This is a genomic window from Chitinimonas sp. BJB300 (genome assembly GCF_002735695.1).
Lineage (GTDB): Bacteria > Pseudomonadota > Gammaproteobacteria > Burkholderiales > Chitinimonadaceae > Chitinimonas.
The window spans coordinates 1-18,493 of record NZ_PDZH01000087.1 but is presented as its reverse complement, the minus strand read 5'-3'; the positions used below and the strand labels follow the sequence as shown (position 1 = coordinate 18,493).

Genomic DNA, 18,493 nt, shown 5'->3' with positions numbered 1-18,493 from the left:
CATCGCCGACAAGCCCGTTGCTGTCGCCGCGCCAAACGTGCTCAGCAAATAGTCGGTGTACAAATCGAGTTCTTTGTTCTTCATGGCGACAGGTTAGCGTATGCACTGCGTAACATCAGTTACTAAGAGTAAATGCGCTTGCCGACGCGCAGCAAACTTTGAACCGGTTCCTAGCTATTGCCCAGGTACTTGGGGTTACCGTATCAGGCAGGCGCTCGCATCGCCTGCGCGATGGCAGCCGCAGCGCGACATAGTTGAGCGTCGGTATTGAGCAGGTCGGGACAAAGCCGCAAACCTGCAGCGCGGGCATCACCATTGATGCCCATCTGCTTGAGTTGCTCGGCCAATCGCTTCGGCTCGGCATGCGGGAGGGTGATAAACGCACCGTAGTGCACAGAAGCGCCAAAGCTGGCGACACCTTGGTCCGCTAGGTTTTCTGCCAATAGCTGCTTCTGCCTCAGGGAATAAGCACGCAGCCGATCTACCCCCAGAGCGGCAATCAATGCCAAACCCGACCTGGCTTGATAAAAGCCCAGCGGGTTAAAGGTTGACTCTAGCCAGGCATCGCCGCCGTCTGCAAACTGCGGTGGCACGGGGCGCTGATAGGCAAATGGGTCACGCTTGGCGAACCAGCCTGTATCCAACGTGGTGTGGCGATGGTCCAGCAGATGTGGGGCAATATAAAGCCAGCACACCCCCGGCCCACCACGCAGATATTTGTAACTGCCGGCAATGGCGTAGTCGACTCCCAGCGCGATCAAGTCCAATGGCAACACGCCGTAGCTGTGGTACACATCCAGCAATACCCTTGTACCGGCTGCATGCGCTGCGGCAATCAGGGTTGGCAGTCCCTCCAGAATCTGCCCCGTGGCAAAGAAAATATGCGAGACCACCAGCAAGTCCACCTCCGCCAGCCCAGCGATCATATCCTCGACGTGAATCAAACCATCATCGCGGGAGGCCACCCAACGTACGTTGGCACGCCCTTTTGCAGCATATTGCTTGAGGATATGGTCGATGGAGTCAAATTCAGCGTCGGTAGCCAATACCGTCGGTACAAGCTCATAGCTATTCAACACTGCCCGCAAACCTTGGCCAGCGCTGGTCTTGGGGATAATACAATCGGTTCGCCCCATACCGGGCTGCGCGGCGCTTAACAAGCCGGCCGTGTTGGCACGCCACGCCTGCATCTCCCCCCACCACGGTCCCCACGCCGAATCCACGTCCTCATACCAAGCGGCTAGCCCTTCAGCCACATCGGCGGCCAATGCATCAAGGGGCCGGCCAAGAGAGTGGTTGGCAAGGTAAATTTCGCGGCTATCGCGTGCCAATATTTTGGAAAAAAGGGGGTGAATATGCTTGATCAGACCCGATTCGGTCAGCGCAGCATCGCCCAACTGTGCAGCAGCGGCAGAGAGTAATAAAGACATCAGCTAACTCAAATGAAGAGATATGTCGTGGTCTGGCCTACCACTTGAACACGACTGGTTTCAAAAGCGAAGCGTGTGATCCTGCACCGCTCTCCACACCACCAAGTCGATTAGGCATTTACCGCATCAACCACAAGCCACCAGGGCTCAGGTAGCGACAGCTACTGCCTGTTGATGCGCCAGTACCAGCGGCTGCAAAGGAAAATCGCAAGCATCCTCGCCCCAGATAGCGGCCATATCTATCGCGCCACGCAACGCCTTGCCGCTCAGCGTATCGACAATCGACGTATCAATCGACTGGGTCTGCCGACGAATAGGCGGTTGATACGTCGTGCCATCCGGCGCTTGCAAAGCATGTACCCAGGGGGCATTGACCCATTCGGTGGCAGTGCTAACCACGGCGACTTCACCATTCGCCAGCAACACCAAACTGCCTATTGGGTAGACCCCCAGTGCCCGGATGAAATACGCGCCGACCAGCACATCAAAATGCCGGCCACGTTCTATCAGGACATCGCGCAGTACCAGGCGAGTGTCATCCATCTGCCGGAGTGCACATTCGTCCACCCGTGCACAGAAAATATCAGCCAGCCCGATCAGTTGGCTGGCCTGAGCCACGCGGCTGCCGTACAAGCCGTAGGGGTACCCCGATCCATCAATGAGTTCGTGGTGCTCCAACACAGCACGCAGCCACAGCTCATCGGCCACCCCGAGTTCACGTAGCTTCTCCATGCCGGTAACCGGGTGGCGAACATCCTGCAACGGTAGATCGCCACCGTCTTGAAGCCCGATATTCATGGTGAGCGCAGCCGCTAGCACCGATCGGGTGTGCGCTTCATTCGTATGCATAGCATCCAGCACTGCCGCTGTCACACAGGCGGTACTGACCGCATGGCGGACAGCATAGCTACCACCACGTTGCAGCAGCACCGTCGCAATCACGACATCGGGATTGCGTTGGTAGGCAACGCGCAGCATATCCACCACCGCCAGCACATTGATAGCGAAGCTCTCTACAGTCTGCTCCGGGCGCTTGATGAGCGCCTCCATACGATGCACTGCATGCAATACCAACTGCAACGGTGTGGCAGGTGGTTGGTGCCAGGCAAGGCTGGTTTCCATATAGAGACCCAGTTCCAGCAATCCCTCCAAGGCATCGGCCGATTCAATGGCGCTGTCCTCGGTAAACAACAGCGTACCCTTCTGGCTATAAAGCGGCCAGGGCAATGATTGGGCTACACCCAACTCACCTTCGCGTATGCGTCGCAGGATCATGCTTTCCTCCACCTTAAGTTCGCCGGCACCACGTAGTAGCTTTCCTTATTCTATGTGCAGCGCACCATCCTGCCATCTCGCAGTTATAACTCACTACGCACCTGAAAGAGCTCCGGAAAGAAGGTGAGTTCCAGTGCGCGCTTGAGAAAGGCGACACCGCTGGAGCCGCCCGTCCCCTGTTTGAATCCAATGATGCGCTCCACTGTCTTCATATGCCTAAACCGCCAAAGCTGGAAGGCTTCTTCTACATCCACCAGCTTTTCCGCCATTTCATAAGCATCCCAATGCACTTGGGGTTGCTGGTAGATGGTCTTCAATACCGCCACCACATCACGATTGGCAACGTAGGACTGGCTGAAATCCCGTTGCAAGCACGCTATCGGCACAGGAAAACCACGTCGGCCCAAATGCTGCAAGAAAGCATCCCACAAGCTCGGCGCATGTAAGTCGTGTTGGATTTGTGCATACAAAGCAGCATCGTATTTGAATACTTCGGCTTGCCCGGCGTGCTTGTTGCCCAGCAAGAACTCCAGCGTGCGGTATTGATGCGACTGAAAGCCCGATGACTGGCCAAGAACCGGGCGAAATTCCAAGTATTCGGACGGCGTCATGGTCTCAAGCACTGCCCACATATTGAAGAGCTGCTGCTGAATGAGCTTCACTCGCGCCAGTATCTTGAAGCAAGGCTCCAGTTCATCGCGCTCGACGTAGCCGATTGCCGCACGCAATTCATGGATAAGTTGCTTAAGCCACAATTCCGACACCTGATGCTGAACGATGAACAGCATCTCATCATGATGCATTGGTGTGGACAGCGGCTGTTGCGCCCCCAGTAACTGATCAAGGCAGAGGTAACCACCATAACTGAGCCGATTGGTAAAATCGGTTTGGATGCCTGCTTCGATATCGCGTTGATTCACTTTCATATTTACCTGTTCTGAGTTGATCAGCCTGGCGCATGTGCGGGACGTATGCCTGATTCAAGCATAGCCAATACCTATCGATTGGTTTTAATAATACAATTTTATAAATCAATAGGCATTTGCAATAATGCATCCACCCCGACGCAAGCGCTGTTTCATGAGGAGAGCCTGTATGCACATTTCCACTGTTCCCCACTGGTTAAGCGAGTTGCTGGCGAATTACGCGCTAGCTTATTGAATGTCTACAACCGTCCCGATGCTAAGGAATAAAACATGAGCCAATACCTGACCACTGCCAACGGCGCACCGGTGGCCGACAACCAGAATTCGCAAACTGCCGGTGCACGAGGGCCCGTCTTGATCGAGGATTTTCACCTGATCGAAAAACTGGCCCACTTCAATCGTGAACGCGTGCCGGAACGGGTTGTACACGCCAAGGGATCAGGTGCATTCGGCACCTTCACGGTGACACAAGACATCACGCAGTACACAAAAGCCAAGGTGTTTGGCTCGGTTGGGAAGCAAACTCCGGTCTTTCTACGCTTTTCCACGGTAGGTGGCGAACAAGGCTCGGCTGATACCGAACGTGACCCGCGAGGTTTCGCCATCAAGTTTTATACCGAGGAAGGCAACTGGGACATCGTCAGCAACAATACCCCCGTGTTTTTTATCCGTGATGCCATCAAGTTCCCTGACTTCATTCACACCCAAAAGCGCGACCCGCAGACCCACCTTAAATCACCCACCGCCATGTGGGATTTCTGGTCCAAGAGCCCTGAGTCGTTACATCAGGTCACCATTCTGTTTTCCGACCGCGGCACGCCCGATGGCTATCGTTTCATGCACGGCTTTGGCAGCCATACCTTCAGCTTGATAAACGCAGCCAATGAACGAGTTTGGGTGAAGTTTCATTTCAAATCCAAGCAAGGCATCAAGAATCTTCATCCGACCGATGCAAAAAGGCTAGCGGGTGAAGACCCTGACTACGCTCAGCGTGACCTGTTCCACGCCATCGAACACGGCGACTTTCCCAAATGGCGTGTCTGTATCCAAGTCATGACACAGGCACAAGCCGCCCAGCACAAAGACAACCCTTTCGATGTCACCAAGGTATGGTCGCATAAACAGTTCCCGTTGGTTGAGGTCGGCGAACTTGAGTTGAACCGCAACCCAGCCAATTACTTTGCAGAAGTGGAACAGTCAGCATTTGCGCCACCGAATGTCGTGCCAGGTATCAGTTTTTCCCCGGACAAGATGCTGCAAGGCAGGCTATTCGCCTATCCCGACGCGCATCGCTACCGGATTGGCGCCAACTTTGCCCAACTACCGGTGAATGCACCCCAATGCCCCTACCATACACACCATCGCGATGGTGCGATGCAGTTCGGCGACAACGGCGGTGCAGGCCCAAACTATGAGCCCAACCGCTTTGGTACCGGGGCGCAAGCCGAATCATTTGCCGAACCGGCGCTGCCAATTGAAGGTGCTGCGGGCCGTTACAATCATCGGGCAGGTAACGATGACTTCAGCCAAGCCGGTGACCTATTCCGCCTGATGAATACCGAGCAAAAAGCCTTACTGATTGCCAATATCGTAGGAGCCATGCAAGGTGTACCGCGTGACATTCAACTGAAACAAGTTGAACATTTCACCCGGGCGGATGCGGCCTACGGTGCGGGTGTGGCAGCAGGATTAGGGCTTGCTTAAGATCTGGCGGCCCAAACAAGACCAATACTCGCGTTCATGCAGGCCGCCACCCTACCGATTACCCAAAGACCACAACCGCATGTTAAGGAGTAAAGCATGGACATTCACCTGGGCATCCCCGAAGCCAAACGCCAAGCGATTGCCGAAGGCCTGTCGCGCCTGTTAGCCGACACCTACACCCTTTACTTGCAAACACACAACTTCCATTGGAACGTCACCGGGCCTATGTTCAACAGCCTGCATTTGATGTTCGAGAACCAATATACGGAACTGGCATTGGGTGTGGACTTGATTGCTGAACGGATACGGGCGCTGGGCATGCCTGCCCCCGGCACCTATTCCTCCTTCAGCAAGCTTTCTACCGTGGCGGAAATCGAAGGCGTACCACCAGCCAAGGAAATGATTGGCATCTTGCTGAAGGGACAGGAGACGGTAGTGCGTACTGCGCGCCAGCTATTGCCTTTGGTGAGCGAAGTGGGTGACGAATCAAGCGCCGACCTGTTGACTCAACGCCTGCAAGTGCATGAGAAGACCGCTTGGATGTTGCGAAGCCTGCTGGAATAAGCGGCATTTTGCAGTAGCCGCAAGTTGTGGCCCCATGGCGCAGCAACCCGGTAATCATCCCGGCTGCGCCAATACGAAGTAGACATGAGAACGGCGCCATCGGCGCCGTTTTTACCATTCACTGCTCAGGCAGTGCTTAGACCACAGCGTCCTTCAGTGCCTTCACCGCGGTAAAAGCAGGCACGCGCTTGGCTGGAATCTGGATTTCTGCACCGGTCTTAGGGTTACGACCAGTCTTGGCTGCCTTGTCCTTAATTTTCAGCTTGCCTACACCAGGGAGGGTCACTTCTTCACCTGCCTTAAGCTGGGTGTGTACAACACCTGTCAGGGCGACCAATACACGGGTCACATCAGCCTTCGATACATCTTGGCCGTCTTTACCGGCTTGCACGGTGATCGCTTCGATCAGTTGAGCTTGATTCATAAATTTGCTCCTTGAGCGGAATAAGTCTTATGGAAAAATCGGTTGAGCCTGGGGTTGCTAACCCGGCAACGGCCGGCGCAAAAATGCGCTCCAGCGGCTGCGAAGCGTGCAGTATTGCGGCTTTGTGCCCAAGGCTCAAGCACCGTGTGTAGATACAGGCCGTATTACTACTCGGTAATACACTATTTTTCCCTGCACCTACCGATCTCTTAATACAAAAAATCAAGCACTTGTCATATCTGCTACCCCTTTTTCCATCTCATCCGGTTTTCTTGCTGATTTATGCGCTGAAACCCCCGCTCCACCATTAAAATACGATGCGAGCAGCTGTCAGCAAGGTGAAGCGCAGCGCAAAAGCCGGCATGTACTTTTGTACATGAGGCTGCAAACTGTTTGCGAGGGCTTTTGAGCAGCACAGAATCCCTGGTCACGGCTGCGCAGTAAGATCTTGAACAGATTCACATAAACAACAGGGGCAGTGTCCTTGCCTGAAGTGGCACGACAGCGCCGACGGCAAGCACCATCAATCGGTAAATTCCACTACTTTGATGATCAATATCCTGTCACACCAAACACGTAGGCGACGCTATCAAATTCATTTCATTCTTACCTAAAACTTCATTTGCGATCCCCTTGCATCAAAAAGGAATACCTATGCATAAACCCCTATTCATGCTGCTTGCTGTCCTATTGGCAGGCACGACAATGGCCGAAACAACGTTGAGCGGCACCGTTACCTATACCGAGAAAACAACACTGCCCAGCAACGCCATGCTGGAAGTCAGTCTGCAAGATGTCTCTTTTGCTGATGCCCCCGCCAAGGTCGTTACCCGCATCACCGTGGTTGCACCGGGCCAGCCGCCCATTCCTTTCAAGCTGCGTTTCGACCCCAAAAGCATCGACCCAAAACATAGCTATACGCTGAGCGCCCAGATCACCGCCGCCAGCAAGCTGCTGTTCACAACCGATAGCCGAAATCTCGTCAAGGCCAATGGTAGTGATGGACCACAAAGTCTGAAAATGGTGCCGGTAACCGAAGGAAGCAGCCGGGTCACGCCGCTGCAAGACAGCTATTGGAAGCTTGTCGTAATAAACGGAAAGCCACTGACACCTGCCAAGGGGCGCAATGAGCTTTACCTGCAATTCAACAGTGAAGGCAGACGGCTTGTAGGGTCGACCGGCTGTAATCGCCTCATGGGCGGCTATACCTTGGTGGGTGGTGGCATCAATTTCACTGGTCTGGTCGCAACGCGGATGGCTTGTACCGAAGGTGGTGAACTTGAACCGCTCTTCCTGGATGCCCTGGGCAAAGTAAAACGCTGGCGCCTGCAATCCAATAAACTCAGCTTGTTTGACAGCAAGAAACAGCTATTACTCACCTTTGAAGCGGGTACTGCGCCCAAATCTTGATAGAAACGATGGCATGCCTAGGCACGGCTATCGCGGCCCAAGCATGTGACTTAGAACCTGTCTAAAGTACCGAAAGCTAGGGCAAGACAAGAGAAAACAACCGAGGAAGCGGTGTTTACGCATGGTAAATGCGCATTCCGAGGACGCTTTCAACACCGTATTGCCAACGCACAGCAGACTTTAGACAGGTTTTTACACCCACACCTAGCTAATGGCGACAGGCAGGGTCAAAGTCTCCTTTACCTCCTCCATCACCACATAACTGCGTGACTCCACCGCCCCTGGCAGATTAAGCAGGATATCGCCCAACAAAAGCCGGTATTGCGACATATCGGAGATACGCGCCTTGACCAAATAGTCGAAATCGCCCGAGACCAGATGGCATTCGACGATGTTAGGCAGCTTCATCACTTCACGACGAAACTGATCAAATATCTCCGCAGACTTAGCCGCCAAGCGCAATTCGACAAACACCAACTGGGCGCACGCCACCGCCCGTGGATTAACCCGGGCGTAATACCCCTCGATGATCCCAGCACGCTCCAGCCGCTTAACCCGCTCTGAAGTAGGCGTCGTCGACAACCCTACCTTCTCAGCCAACTCCGTCAGCGCCATGCGGCCATCCTGCTGTAACAGGGACAGTATTCTGCGGTCGATCCGATCTAACTCTTTCATATTGTCATCATCCAGATTTTTTAATGCCTAACTGCAATTTAACGTGAATTTATCCTGACTTTTTATCTTATCTTGGCGACACTTTTTGTGATTTGCTCAATACACTGCGCAAATTAACCAAAATCGGATAGCAGGCGGCATAAATCATGCATGTAATTGTTCTTGGCGGGGGTGTTATTGGGGTTACAACCGCCTACTATCTGGCGCGTGCAGGCATAAAAGTAACAGTGGTAGAACGCCAATCCGCTGTGGCATTGGAAACAAGCTTTGCCAACGCCGGCCAAATCTCGCCCGGTTACTCCACGCCGTGGGCTGCCCCAGGTATTCCGACCAAGGGCTTGAAGTGGTTGTTCCAACGCCATGCCCCGCTCGCCATAAAACCGGATGGCAGTCTGTTTCAATTGCAGTGGATAGCGCAAATGCTGGCCAACTGTAATAGCGCTGCCTACACACAGAACAAAGAACGCATGATGCGGTTATCCGAGTACAGCCGTGACTGCCTGCGCGAACTGCGTAGCGAGATCGGTGTGCAGTATGAAGAACGTACAGGCGGCACCCTGCAGCTATTCCGTACCCAGCAGCAACTCGATAGCGCTGCACGTGATATCGGGGTGCTCGAAGCTTGCGGCGTACCCTTCGAGCTATTGGACCATGCCGGCTGCGTGAAAGCCGAACCGGCGCTGGGCTTGGTGCCAGGTCGGGCCGTAGGTGGCTTGCGCCTGCCAAACGATGAGACAGGCGATTGCCAGCGCTTCACAACCGAGCTTGCCAAGCGTGCGCAGCAAATCGGCGTCGAATTCCGCTTCAATACCGAAATTGATACGCTTCAGATTCTGCGCGACCGTATTGCGGGCGTCACGCTGAAAAATGGCACATGGCTGCAAGCCGACCATTATGTGGTGGCCATAGGCAGCTTCAGCCGCCAATTGTTGCGCCATCTGGGCTTGAACCTGCCGGTTTATCCCACCAAAGGTTATTCGCTGACCATGCCCATCACCAACCCAGCCGGCGCGCCGGTTTCCACGGTGCTGGACGAAACCTACAAGATTGCCATCACCCGTTTCGACCAACGCATCCGGGTAGGCGGTATGGCGGAATTAAGCGGTTATGACCTGAGCCTGAATCCTCGCCGCCGTGCGACATTAGAAATGGTCGTAAACGATCTTTTCCCTACGGGCGGCGATATCCAGGCGGCAAGCTTTTGGACTGGCTTACGTCCCATGACGCCCGATGGCACGCCTATCATAGGCCGTACGCCTTACGCCAATCTGAGCCTGAACACCGGCCATGGCACCCTCGGATGGACCATGGCCTGCGGTTCGGGCAAGTTACTGGCTGATCTGGTTACCGGCCAGCAAACACAAATCAGTACCGCCGGTCTGGATATTGAGCGTTATGGCGCCAAAGCATTCAACCATCGGCTTACGCAGCTCAAGCCTTCAATTACCTGATCACACCCCCTCAGCACTGCCACCCCGTATCACGTTGAGACTCCGTGTCTCTGCCCGCCGCCTCGGACTGTACCGGGCTGCGGGCGTTTTTTTACCCGATAATCATATTCTTCGCCGCCTAGCCCATCGCCATGAGTCGCCCACTTACCGCCACCATCCACCTTTCCACCTTGCGACATAACTACCTGCTGGCCAAACGCCTGCATGGCGGCCGTGTACTAGCTGTTGTCAAAGCCAATGCTTACGGCCATGGCGCCGTTCGTTGCGCCAGCGCGTTGGCCTCCCTGGTCGATGGCTTTGCCGTTGCTACCATCGAAGAAGCCATTCAACTGCGCGAGGCTGGCATCGACAGGCCTATCCTATTGCTGGAAGGATGGTTCGAACCCTGCGAGCTAGTGCTCATCCAGCAATATGATCTCTGGACCGCCCTGCACAGCATGGCGCAGATTGTCGATATAGAAGTCGCCAATATCCATAAGCCGCTCACCGTATGGATCAAAGTCGACAGCGGTATGCACCGGTTAGGCATCAATGCCGGAGATTTTGCGCTAGCACATGCACGTCTGTTAGCAACGGGCCGTATCGATAAAATCGTGGCCATGACCCACTTCTCCCGCGCCGATGAGCTCGACAGTCAGTGCACACCTCAACAGATCGACCGTTTTACCAAGGCGGTTGCAGGCTTGAATGTAGAAACCAGCCTGAGCAACTCCGGTAGCATTCTTGCGTGGCCCGCCGCACATGGCGATTGGGGACGGGCAGGCGTCATGCTTTATGGCGGAACGAGCACTGATCGCGTCCTCCCCGACTGGCCACTGCCCGTTATGAACTTCGACAGCAAGATCATCGCAGTGCGTGAGTTGGCCGCCGGTGAACCCCTCGGCTACGGTGCGCGCTTTCATACCGATCGCCCCACACGCGTGGGCGTCGTCGCCTGTGGTTATGCCGACGGTTACCCACGCGCCGTACCTACCGGTACCCCTGTGCTGGTCAATGGGCAACGCAGCCGAATTATCGGCCGGGTATCGATGGATATGCTGACCGTGGACCTCAATGACATCACAGGAGCCGACGTAGGTAGCACCGTGAGGCTATGGGGTGAAGGTTTACCTGCAAGCGAAGTTGCCGCCGCGGCGGGCACGATCGACTATGAACTTTTCTGCAATGTAAAACGGGCGCATCAAATCTACGAAGACTAAGACTTTGAACTGGTTCTAAGAACCTGTCTAAAGTCTCGCGAGCGAAGGCAAGATAAGGCGAAAACAGCCGAGGAAGCGGAGGTAACAAGTGTTAATGAGCATTCCGAGGGTGTTTTCAACGCCATATTGTCGACGCACAGCAGACTTTAGACAGGTTTTAAGCGCGCCTTGAATAGCCCTCAGGGCACGTTGACTTGCGCATCCCCGGCAAGCAGCCCTAGTCTTGACGGATCATTTCCCCACCTTGCAAACTGATATGTCTACCGCCTCGCTCTACATAGGCCTTATGTCTGGTACCAGTCTTGACGGCATCGACTGCGTCCTGGTCGACTTTGCCAGCAAGCGCCCTACCCTACTGGCCAGCCATTTATTGCCGTTTAGCCCTGACTTACGCGCTGAGCTCTTAAGCTTGCAAATACCCGGCGACAATGAATTACACCGGGTCATGTTGGCTGCGAATGCACTGGCGGACGCCTATGCGAAATCCATCGATCTAACCCTGCATAAGGCCAACCTTACATCCAACGCCGTGTGCGCCATCGGCATGCATGGGCAAACCCTTCGTCATCGCCCGGAGTTGGGCTTTACCGTACAAATCGGTAACGCGGCACGGCTGGCTGAGCGTACAGGCATTACCGTCGTCAGTGATTTCCGCAGCCGTGACGTAGCAGCTGGTGGTCAAGGCGCACCATTGGTACCGGCCTTCCATCACAGTATGTTTGGTGATACTAGACACCGCGTCATCATGAATATCGGCGGCATCGCCAACGTTACTGATCTTCCGGCAAACGGGATGGTACGTGGCTGGGATACGGGGCCGGGCAATGTCTTGATGGATGGCTGGATCAGTCGGCACCAAGGCGTCGCCTACGATGCCGACGGCGCATGGGCGCGCGCTGGCCAAGTGCAACCTGACTTGTTAGCGCAATTACTGGCAACACCCTATTGCCAGCAACCGCCACCCAAAAGTACCGGGCGCGACTTGTTTCAGCTGGCGTGGCTCGACCAACAGCTTGCAAGTCATCCCTCCTTTGCCACAGAAGATGTACAAGCCACGCTTCTGGCGTTTACTGCGGAAAGCATCGCCTATCAGGTCAAGCGGGAAGCGCCTGAAGTCTGCGAGGTCTATGTATGCGGTGGCGGCGCACGTAACAGCGCGTTGATGGATTCTTTGGCAACCAAACTCGACCCCATCCCAGTGACAAGTACCCAAGCGATCGGTCTGCATCCCGATTGGGTTGAAGCGGTTGCCTTTGCATGGCTGGCAAAGCAATGCCTAAACCAGCAACCTGGCAACTTACCCACAGTTACCGGTGCTCGCGGTCCAAGAATACTGGGTGCCATTTACCCAGCCTAAGCCGTGATTTTTTTGGCCGTCTCATCAGTATGTGGTCTAGGGGAGCATTTCAGTGGTGCCCATGGGCATGTAATGCATGCAAACTGCTTCTGATTGCCCGCTTGGCATCAAAACGCTGCCAAAGTTTCTCATGAAAGAAATAGGCGACGGTGTTTACAGCCGGCTCGACCAGCGCCAAGGTACTGCTGATACCAATACTGCCGGTCAATAGATAGGCCACGGTAAACGCCACCGTAAAATGGGTTATGGCAAAGGTGATGGTTTTGATCATGTCAGGCTCCTTGTAAGTATTGCTGCATACGTTACAGGAATGATAATTATTCTCAATAAATTTGAGAATTTAATTCTCTCAAACATCCCAATAGCCATGCCCTATTGTATCTATGCAACAAGTACGCCCCCCCATAAAACCATCACCCCGAAGACTGCAACTCCCTACTTGCAAACGAAACACTACGTTTTGCCGAATTAAGCTGGTTTTACCAAACCTTGGCAGATAGGCTTCTGTGCATCGCTTGCTGGCAGCTTGGTACAAATGCTGCCAAGTTGACCCAACGCTTTCTTGACGACAACATCATGTTGTTTGGTCTTGTTCCACTCAGCCAGCTTGGCGACGATTTTTTCCAACGAGCGCCGATTACGTTCGTAAAAGGCGTTTTGCGTATCGGCCACTTCACTGAACACCGCTTGAGTCGCCTGGCTGATACGGGCTTCGTCCTGAGGGGACAGCTCAACCAGAGCCGCTACATAGGTTCCGCCCCACTGCAAGCGGGTGGCTGGCCCTTCCGACTTGGCATAAGCCTGCTCATACCAATTCAGTGCACCGGCCTTATCACCGCGTTTCTTCGCATTGGAGGCGAGTGAAAGCATAAAGTAATACGGTGAATGCGAACGCTTCAATTCCGCTTGCAGCAACGCATCCGACTCACCAATCAAGCCCGCTTCCGATAAGGCATGGGCAGCGGTGCTGATGACCGACTGACGTTCGTAACCGTTTGTAGTCGACTTGTCCGCCTCGCTGATCCGCTCTCGTACTTGTTGGAGCAAAGCCGGGGGGAGATGGTCCGCATCTGCCACGGCCTTAGCCAAGGCTACCTGTGCTGCAACCGCACCGAGACGGTCAGCCGTCGACAAGCTGTCATCAAACACCAATTTTTGCAGCGCCTTGTTCCACGCCGCCACAAGCGTTAGGCGATCAGGCGATTTAGCATCAGTGAGCAAACTCACCACTTCACCGGCGTAATTGACCACCACATCAAAATTATCACGTGCCAAACGGGGCTCAACCAACACTTGGCGCACTATCGCCAGCCCACCCGCTTTATCGAAACCAACTACTTTTTCGCCGCTCGCCGCTGCGGCAAGTGCCTTGAGTTGCAGGCGAACTGCTACATCTACTTGGTCAGCGGGCACCAGGCCGGCAAGCTTACGCAAAGTATCCACCAGCTTGTCGTCAGCAACCAGTTGCGCCTCGTCAGTCTCCCACGCGTAATCCGCCAACAGCCGCCACTCATCAGCACTTAGCGGCTTGTCATTACGCAGCGCCGACGCCAATGTAGCTTTCACCGGTCGCGCCGCGCTTAAGCCCAGCGTCAAGGTTTGCAGATAGCGGTCGGCATCCACCTCCCCGGGCAAACGTGTCAGCTCGGTACCATCCGGTTTGAAGAGAATCATGGTGGGATAACCCCGCACCTTGAATTGGGTACCCAGCTTCTGCGCACCCGGGCTATCACCGTCGATATACACCGGGATAAACGCACGCGACCGTTCGATGAATTCCTGCCGATTAAAGATGGTAGCCTTAACCTGATTGCAAGGCGGGCACCAGTTAGCCCCCCAGTACAGGAAAAGCGGTTTATTACTGGACTTGGCCTGGGCAAACGCTGCGTCGACATCACCCCGTTGCCAAGCAATACCCCCCGTATCATGCCCACTTGCAGGGCTGTCGGTATTGGCTAAGGCAGGGCTAGCAGCAAGCAGTACAGCGGCAAGAATGAAGGGTTTCATGATTTTAGAACCAAATGGTATGGAAAAATACTACATTCAACTCAAATGGAAATAAAGCACGGGCAACCTATTTGCGCCTTAGCAACACAAACAACTCAATCCGCCTGATCAGACTGCTTTCTCGGCAATCCGTACATCAATACCTAATCCATGACAGACATCGGTCAGTTCGCTCTCATGAACAGCCAGGCTGACCCAGCCGACATAGCTGTCCGTTTCCGTATTCCAACACCACAGGATATAACCCGCATCAAGCAAGGAAGCGTACGCCCGGTGCAGTAGTTCTGGCACCGTCACGCTCTGGAGAAACTCTTCGTCTTCCAGGTCATCGGTACCCCAATCGATAGACAGGTCCGGATCGGGCAGAATCTGGCCCATCGCCTCAATCAGCTCTTGCTTGCCGCGCCAACTGACAAAAAAGCCCGACTCTCCATCGATCACGTCCTTGACCAACCACATCAGCTCCACGGTACTAACGATTTCGTCTTCCTCTTTTTGGGCCAATTCGGCCAGAAACGCTTCGTGTTGCGCTTCCGCTCTCTCTGGATTTTCAGGGTTGATCAGCTCAAACAAACGGTAGGCCTGCTCGGCCCAAACTTGGATTGGTTCGCTATGCATACAGATACTTTCACTTCAGCCAGCCGAATAAGCTGACATAGACACGGAATGGTTGGTGAGCTCGTCACCACACTGGCCTCCATTCTACCGACTCAAGCACACACTCGGGCGTCAAGACGGGGCAGGCTTCATCAGTTAACTATCGTGCGCTTGCGGCCCAACCACGCTGCCAAAACCGTGCGGAAGTTAGCAATCTGGGGTGATTGATCCCCTCGGCGCGTGGCAACGGCTAGCGAGAGGTGGGCCGCTTCGTCCAACAAGGGCAGGTAGTGCACTCCCTCCATACGCACACACTCAAGTGGCGATGGCAGAATAGCCACGCCTACCCCAGCCGCCACCAAACCAATCTGGGTTGTCGCTTCACCGGCCTCCTGCACCACACGTGGGCTAAAACCTGCCTGGGTACAAAGCTGCCATATCAATGATGGCAGCCCCGTACTTACGTCCTTCGGATAGGTGACAAAATCTTCTTCACGCAATTGGGAGACCCATACCGCAGGCTCGACAGCCAATGGATGTTGGGTTGAGATTACCAATCGCAAAGGGTCTCGATGGATTTCATGCAAATCGATGCCTTCCGGCGCTTCGCGGCCGGTAAAGCGGACAAAACCGATGTCCAATTCATTTACCCGCAGTGCCGTGAATTGTTCAGCGGTAAACAGCTCACGTAATTGCAGCCTCACGTCAGGCCAATCCGCCCGAAAATCATGCAGCACCCCAGGCAGTAAACTGGTGAATGGCAGTGAGGAAGTAAAACCTACCCGCAGTTCGCCAGCCTCCCCCTGAGCCACTCGACGAGCCTGCTCAGCGGCGGATTTCACCTCCGCCAAAATGCGCTTAGCGCGATCGAAGAACAACCTGCCGGCCTCGGTCAATACAACCCGGCGCTTGCTACGCTCAAAAAGCACCGCACCAATTTCTTCTTCCAACGCCCGAATCTGCTGGCTTAACGGCGGCTGTCCAATATGAAGTCGCACAGCGGCACGGGTGAAGTGCAGTTCTTCTGCCACCGCCACAAAGTAACGTAGGTGTCGCAGCTCCATTTAATACTTTCAAAGTATGAATACAGTCAGAAACATATATTGGACGCACAGCTATTGCCAGCCCTAGCATGATTCACCTCGCACTGGTTGCGATTGCAAACCGAGCTTCGCAATGTCAAGCACCGCCCTCGTCTCCCGCCTACCCGCCGCTGAAACACGCCTGTCCGCCGAAAGCCCGGCCTATCGACGTACTGCCCTCGGCGTTTTTGTGGGCGGGTTTGGTACGTTCGCCATGGTATATGGCTTGCAGCCTCTAATGCCGAAGTTATCCCATACCTTTGACGTGAGCCCCGCCACTGCCAGCGGGGTGGTGTCCGCGACGACCGGCATGCTGGCTGTCGGTTTGATTCCCGCCAGCCTCTTGGCCGACAAATTGGGCCGTAAACCAGTGATGTCACTATCGCTGGCGTTGGGCGCCATACTGATGCTGGTCTGCGCCCTTGCGCCCGACTTTGGCAGCCTACTATTGCTGCGTGGTTTGCTGGGGCTGGCACTGGCAGGTTTACCCGCAGCAGCCATGGCGTATCTGAGTGAAGAAATGGAGCCCAGCGGCCTGGGCCGAGTAATGGGGTTGTATATCGCTGGCAATGGGCTGGGTGGCATGCTGGGCCGATTTGTAGCTGCACTCCTGGCGGAATGGTTTTCCTGGCAACTTGTCACGTTGGCCATCGGCAGCATGGGTGCAATCTGTGCATGGCTATTCTGGCGCAATCTGCCGCCATCACGGCACTTCCAACCCAGTTCAGTCGCGCTTACCCAAGTCTGGCGAGATACGCGCCTTCACTTCAGCGACAAAGGCCTACCGTGGCTTTTTGCCACGCCCTTCTTGCTGATGGGTGGTTTTGTGAGTCTGTACAACTACCTGAGCTATCGCCTGCACGATGCACCGTTCAACCTCAGTCCCGGCCAGCTTGGGTTGGTCTTCGCGCTGTACATCGTCGGCATGGGTGCCTCCGCCTGGGCTGGCCGGCTGGCGGATCAACTCGGCCGTCGTAATGTGCTTTGGGTAATGGTGGGTTCGATGGTTGTGGGTTTATTGCTAACGCTGGCCAACTGGCTTCCCCTCATCATCGCAGGTCTGGCGATCTGTACCTTGGGTTTCTTCGGTGCCCATGCAGTCGCCAGCAGCTGGGTAGGCCGGCGTGCACTACGCGCCAGAGCCCTGGCTTCCGCCATCTACCTGACAGCCTTCTACCTGGGCGGCAGCGTACTGGGCTGGGCGAGCGGACTGCTATGGGAAGTTGCTGCCTGGCCAGGGGTAGTGGGCTTTCTGCTCCTTGTGTTGTTGGCTTGCCTTGCTATTACCTTACGACTACGCAAGTTGGCCCCGTTGCCGGTCTCACCGTAGCAAGACCGACAACATCACTTCCCGAGTCCCTTAGAACCGGTCTAAAAGCTACTGCGCATCGGCAATATGGCGTTGAAAACACCCTCGGAATGCGCATTTACCACTTGTAAACTCCGCTTCCTCGGCTGTAGTTGCCTTAGCTCGCGAGACTTTAGACCGGTTCTTATTTGCGGCGATGCAACGTCGGCGCAAATAAGCCAGCAGGGTTTACGTAGCCCTGCCTCACTCACCCACTACGGTAGATACAGGTGAATTAACCATCGCTTCAGGCATTAAGTAGCAGCAATCAGACAAACAGGCTATCCCTACCCGCATAACCCCCTCCCGGACACAGTAATGAAACATTCGGCACCTATTCTGGTCTGCCTATTCAAGGCCCCGGGAATAGCCGATGGTCTCTCCCGCTGTTCAATCTCCGAAAGGTTGATCATGAAATTCATGCTGTTCTTACTGTCGATAACAGCCGTTTCAGTTTCGGCCAGTGACCTGGAAGATTGCACCCATGCCGCAGGTACCTATCTAAGCGGAAAGGTAATGAGTCCCCCCACTTTCAAATCGGGCAACTATCTAGAAGGGATTGAGCTTTCCCACACCCATCTCCTACTAAAAGCCGACCAGGATGGAAAAACCTACGATGTGGCAATAGACAATGTCTTTGCCGACGGCTACGACAATGCTGGCGAATCGGTTCCTGAACCCCTCGCCGCTATTAAAATAGGCACACGCCTAAGTTTATGCGGCTTGCCCTTTCCCGGTGGTATTCATTGGGTTCATACGAACTGTGGGGAAAAGCCGACCCGGCGCCACCCCAATGGATGGGTAAAGCAGTTAGACGCACATAATCAAGCCGGTGAAAATCTTGTTGGCAGTCAAAAGTATTGCAAACTGTGGCCCACCGGACACGAATAAGCACACCAATGCTATCCAGGTTCTGCTGGGCACCTCGAATAACCCGACTTTTTGGCATTACAGCGGCGTAAGTCGACCTTGAGGTGCCTTCAGACAGCCCGTTCCGGAACTTATCACTCGTCTTGCATCTCTTTTTCCGCCCAAATTGGCCAT

At 54.6% G+C, this 18,493-nt stretch carries 17 protein-coding genes; 8 read left to right on the top strand and 9 right to left on the bottom strand.

The window, feature by feature from the left end; translation table 11 throughout:
• Nucleotides 1-203 precede the first annotated feature (203 nt).
• The 3 genes from CSQ89_RS14790 to CSQ89_RS14780 form a co-directional block, all read right to left on the bottom strand.
• Nucleotides 204-1,430: an aminotransferase class V-fold PLP-dependent enzyme gene (locus CSQ89_RS14790; protein WP_099406904.1), complete on the bottom strand. Its 1,227-nt coding sequence runs from the start codon at nucleotides 1,428-1,430 to the stop codon at nucleotides 204-206.
• A gap of 147 nt (nucleotides 1,431-1,577) precedes the next feature.
• Nucleotides 1,578-2,705: an HD-GYP domain-containing protein gene (locus CSQ89_RS14785; RefSeq protein ID WP_099406903.1), complete on the bottom strand. Its 1,128-nt coding sequence runs from the start codon at nucleotides 2,703-2,705 to the stop codon at nucleotides 1,578-1,580.
• Nucleotides 2,706-2,788: 83 nt separating this feature from the next.
• Nucleotides 2,789-3,631, bottom strand: a complete 843-nt coding sequence (locus CSQ89_RS14780; RefSeq protein ID WP_099406902.1) for a tryptophan 2,3-dioxygenase — start codon at nucleotides 3,629-3,631, stop codon at nucleotides 2,789-2,791.
• Between the two features lie 270 nt (nucleotides 3,632-3,901).
• Between CSQ89_RS14780 and CSQ89_RS14775 the strand changes: the two genes are divergently transcribed.
• Together CSQ89_RS14775 and CSQ89_RS14770 are read left to right on the top strand one after the other, a co-directional pair.
• Complete coding sequence (locus CSQ89_RS14775) at nucleotides 3,902-5,335, top strand: catalase (RefSeq protein WP_099406901.1); 1,434 nt, start codon at nucleotides 3,902-3,904, stop codon at nucleotides 5,333-5,335.
• Between the two features lie 96 nt (nucleotides 5,336-5,431).
• Nucleotides 5,432-5,899: a Dps family protein gene (locus CSQ89_RS14770; protein ID WP_099406900.1), complete on the top strand. Its 468-nt coding sequence runs from the start codon at nucleotides 5,432-5,434 to the stop codon at nucleotides 5,897-5,899.
• Between the two features lie 136 nt (nucleotides 5,900-6,035).
• Here the strand turns inward: CSQ89_RS14770 and CSQ89_RS14765 are convergent, their stop codons facing one another.
• Nucleotides 6,036-6,323 carry an HU family DNA-binding protein gene (locus CSQ89_RS14765; protein WP_099406899.1) on the bottom strand — a complete coding sequence of 96 codons (288 nt, stop codon included), beginning with the start codon at nucleotides 6,321-6,323 and terminating at the stop codon, nucleotides 6,036-6,038.
• A gap of 654 nt (nucleotides 6,324-6,977) precedes the next feature.
• On the opposite strand from CSQ89_RS14765, the gene CSQ89_RS14760 reads away from it, so the two are divergent.
• Nucleotides 6,978-7,733, top strand: coding sequence for a YbaY family lipoprotein (locus tag CSQ89_RS14760; RefSeq protein WP_099406898.1), 756 nt, complete (start codon nucleotides 6,978-6,980; stop codon nucleotides 7,731-7,733).
• Nucleotides 7,734-7,937: 204 nt separating this feature from the next.
• Here CSQ89_RS14760 and CSQ89_RS14755 read toward each other — a convergent pair whose 3' ends face one another.
• On the bottom strand, nucleotides 7,938-8,408 hold the full coding sequence (locus tag CSQ89_RS14755) for a winged helix-turn-helix transcriptional regulator (protein WP_099406897.1): 471 nt from the start codon (nucleotides 8,406-8,408) through the stop codon (nucleotides 7,938-7,940).
• Nucleotides 8,409-8,554: 146 nt separating this feature from the next.
• Between CSQ89_RS14755 and CSQ89_RS14750 the strand changes: the two genes are divergently transcribed.
• From CSQ89_RS14750 to CSQ89_RS14740, 3 genes are all read left to right on the top strand, one after another.
• A complete protein-coding gene (locus tag CSQ89_RS14750; RefSeq protein WP_099406896.1) occupies nucleotides 8,555-9,859 on the top strand; it encodes a D-amino acid dehydrogenase in 1,305 nt (434 codons plus the stop codon).
• A gap of 131 nt (nucleotides 9,860-9,990) precedes the next feature.
• Nucleotides 9,991-11,058 (top strand): alanine racemase, encoded by a 1,068-nt coding sequence (gene alr / locus CSQ89_RS14745; protein ID WP_099406895.1) that lies wholly within the window; start codon nucleotides 9,991-9,993, stop codon nucleotides 11,056-11,058.
• 223 nt (nucleotides 11,059-11,281) lie between these two features.
• Complete coding sequence (locus CSQ89_RS14740; RefSeq protein ID WP_308418160.1) at nucleotides 11,282-12,415, top strand: anhydro-N-acetylmuramic acid kinase; 1,134 nt, start codon at nucleotides 11,282-11,284, stop codon at nucleotides 12,413-12,415.
• Between the two features lie 49 nt (nucleotides 12,416-12,464).
• Here CSQ89_RS14740 and CSQ89_RS14735 read toward each other — a convergent pair whose 3' ends face one another.
• The 4 genes from CSQ89_RS14735 to CSQ89_RS14720 all read right to left on the bottom strand — a co-directional run bounded on the left by CSQ89_RS14735 (nucleotide 12,465) and on the right by CSQ89_RS14720 (nucleotide 16,083).
• Nucleotides 12,465-12,686 carry a DUF2061 domain-containing protein gene (locus CSQ89_RS14735; RefSeq protein WP_099406893.1) on the bottom strand — a complete coding sequence of 74 codons (222 nt, stop codon included), beginning with the start codon at nucleotides 12,684-12,686 and terminating at the stop codon, nucleotides 12,465-12,467.
• A 197-nt stretch (nucleotides 12,687-12,883) separates the two neighbouring features.
• A complete protein-coding gene (locus CSQ89_RS14730; RefSeq protein WP_099406892.1) occupies nucleotides 12,884-14,422 on the bottom strand; it encodes a thioredoxin family protein in 1,539 nt (512 codons plus the stop codon).
• A 108-nt stretch (nucleotides 14,423-14,530) separates the two neighbouring features.
• Entirely contained in the window at nucleotides 14,531-15,040 is a 510-nt protein-coding gene (locus CSQ89_RS14725) for a DUF6630 family protein (protein WP_099406891.1), read from the bottom strand.
• A 131-nt stretch (nucleotides 15,041-15,171) separates the two neighbouring features.
• On the bottom strand, nucleotides 15,172-16,083 hold the full coding sequence (locus tag CSQ89_RS14720; protein WP_099406890.1) for a LysR substrate-binding domain-containing protein: 912 nt from the start codon (nucleotides 16,081-16,083) through the stop codon (nucleotides 15,172-15,174).
• Nucleotides 16,084-16,195: 112 nt separating this feature from the next.
• On the opposite strand from CSQ89_RS14720, the gene CSQ89_RS14715 reads away from it, so the two are divergent.
• Together CSQ89_RS14715 and CSQ89_RS14710 are read left to right on the top strand one after the other, a co-directional pair.
• Nucleotides 16,196-17,431 carry an MFS transporter gene (locus CSQ89_RS14715; RefSeq protein WP_099406889.1) on the top strand — a complete coding sequence of 412 codons (1,236 nt, stop codon included), beginning with the start codon at nucleotides 16,196-16,198 and terminating at the stop codon, nucleotides 17,429-17,431.
• Nucleotides 17,432-17,860: 429 nt separating this feature from the next.
• Nucleotides 17,861-18,340 (top strand): hypothetical protein, encoded by a 480-nt coding sequence (locus tag CSQ89_RS14710; RefSeq protein ID WP_233203176.1) that lies wholly within the window; start codon nucleotides 17,861-17,863, stop codon nucleotides 18,338-18,340.
• Nucleotides 18,341-18,493: the final 153 nt, after the last annotated feature.

Excerpts from the sequence above, each read along its gene's own strand:
- CSQ89_RS14760 (WP_099406898.1), top strand. The coding sequence starts at position 6,978 with ATGCATAAACCCCTATTCATGCTGCTTGCTGTCCTATTGGCAGGCACG.
- CSQ89_RS14750 (WP_099406896.1), top strand. The coding sequence starts at position 8,555 with ATGCATGTAATTGTTCTTGGCGGGGGTGTTATTGGGGTTACAACCGCC.
- CSQ89_RS14710 (WP_233203176.1), top strand. The coding sequence starts at position 17,861 with ATGAAATTCATGCTGTTCTTACTGTCGATAACAGCCGTTTCAGTTTCG.
- CSQ89_RS14790 (WP_099406904.1), bottom strand. The coding sequence starts at position 1,430 with ATGTCTTTATTACTCTCTGCCGCTGCTGCACAGTTGGGCGATGCTGCG.
- CSQ89_RS14715 (WP_099406889.1), top strand. The coding sequence starts at position 16,196 with ATGTCAAGCACCGCCCTCGTCTCCCGCCTACCCGCCGCTGAAACACGC.
- CSQ89_RS14785 (WP_099406903.1), bottom strand. The coding sequence starts at position 2,705 with ATGATCCTGCGACGCATACGCGAAGGTGAGTTGGGTGTAGCCCAATCA.
- CSQ89_RS14765 (WP_099406899.1), bottom strand. The coding sequence starts at position 6,323 with ATGAATCAAGCTCAACTGATCGAAGCGATCACCGTGCAAGCCGGTAAA.
- CSQ89_RS14775 (WP_099406901.1), top strand. The coding sequence starts at position 3,902 with ATGAGCCAATACCTGACCACTGCCAACGGCGCACCGGTGGCCGACAAC.
- CSQ89_RS14725 (WP_099406891.1), bottom strand. The coding sequence starts at position 15,040 with ATGCATAGCGAACCAATCCAAGTTTGGGCCGAGCAGGCCTACCGTTTG.
- CSQ89_RS14770 (WP_099406900.1), top strand. The coding sequence starts at position 5,432 with ATGGACATTCACCTGGGCATCCCCGAAGCCAAACGCCAAGCGATTGCC.
- CSQ89_RS14755 (WP_099406897.1), bottom strand. The coding sequence starts at position 8,408 with ATGAAAGAGTTAGATCGGATCGACCGCAGAATACTGTCCCTGTTACAG.
- CSQ89_RS14730 (WP_099406892.1), bottom strand. The coding sequence starts at position 14,422 with ATGAAACCCTTCATTCTTGCCGCTGTACTGCTTGCTGCTAGCCCTGCC.
- alr (WP_099406895.1), top strand. The coding sequence starts at position 9,991 with ATGAGTCGCCCACTTACCGCCACCATCCACCTTTCCACCTTGCGACAT.
- CSQ89_RS14780 (WP_099406902.1), bottom strand. The coding sequence starts at position 3,631 with ATGAAAGTGAATCAACGCGATATCGAAGCAGGCATCCAAACCGATTTT.
- CSQ89_RS14735 (WP_099406893.1), bottom strand. The coding sequence starts at position 12,686 with ATGATCAAAACCATCACCTTTGCCATAACCCATTTTACGGTGGCGTTT.
- CSQ89_RS14720 (WP_099406890.1), bottom strand. The coding sequence starts at position 16,083 with ATGGAGCTGCGACACCTACGTTACTTTGTGGCGGTGGCAGAAGAACTG.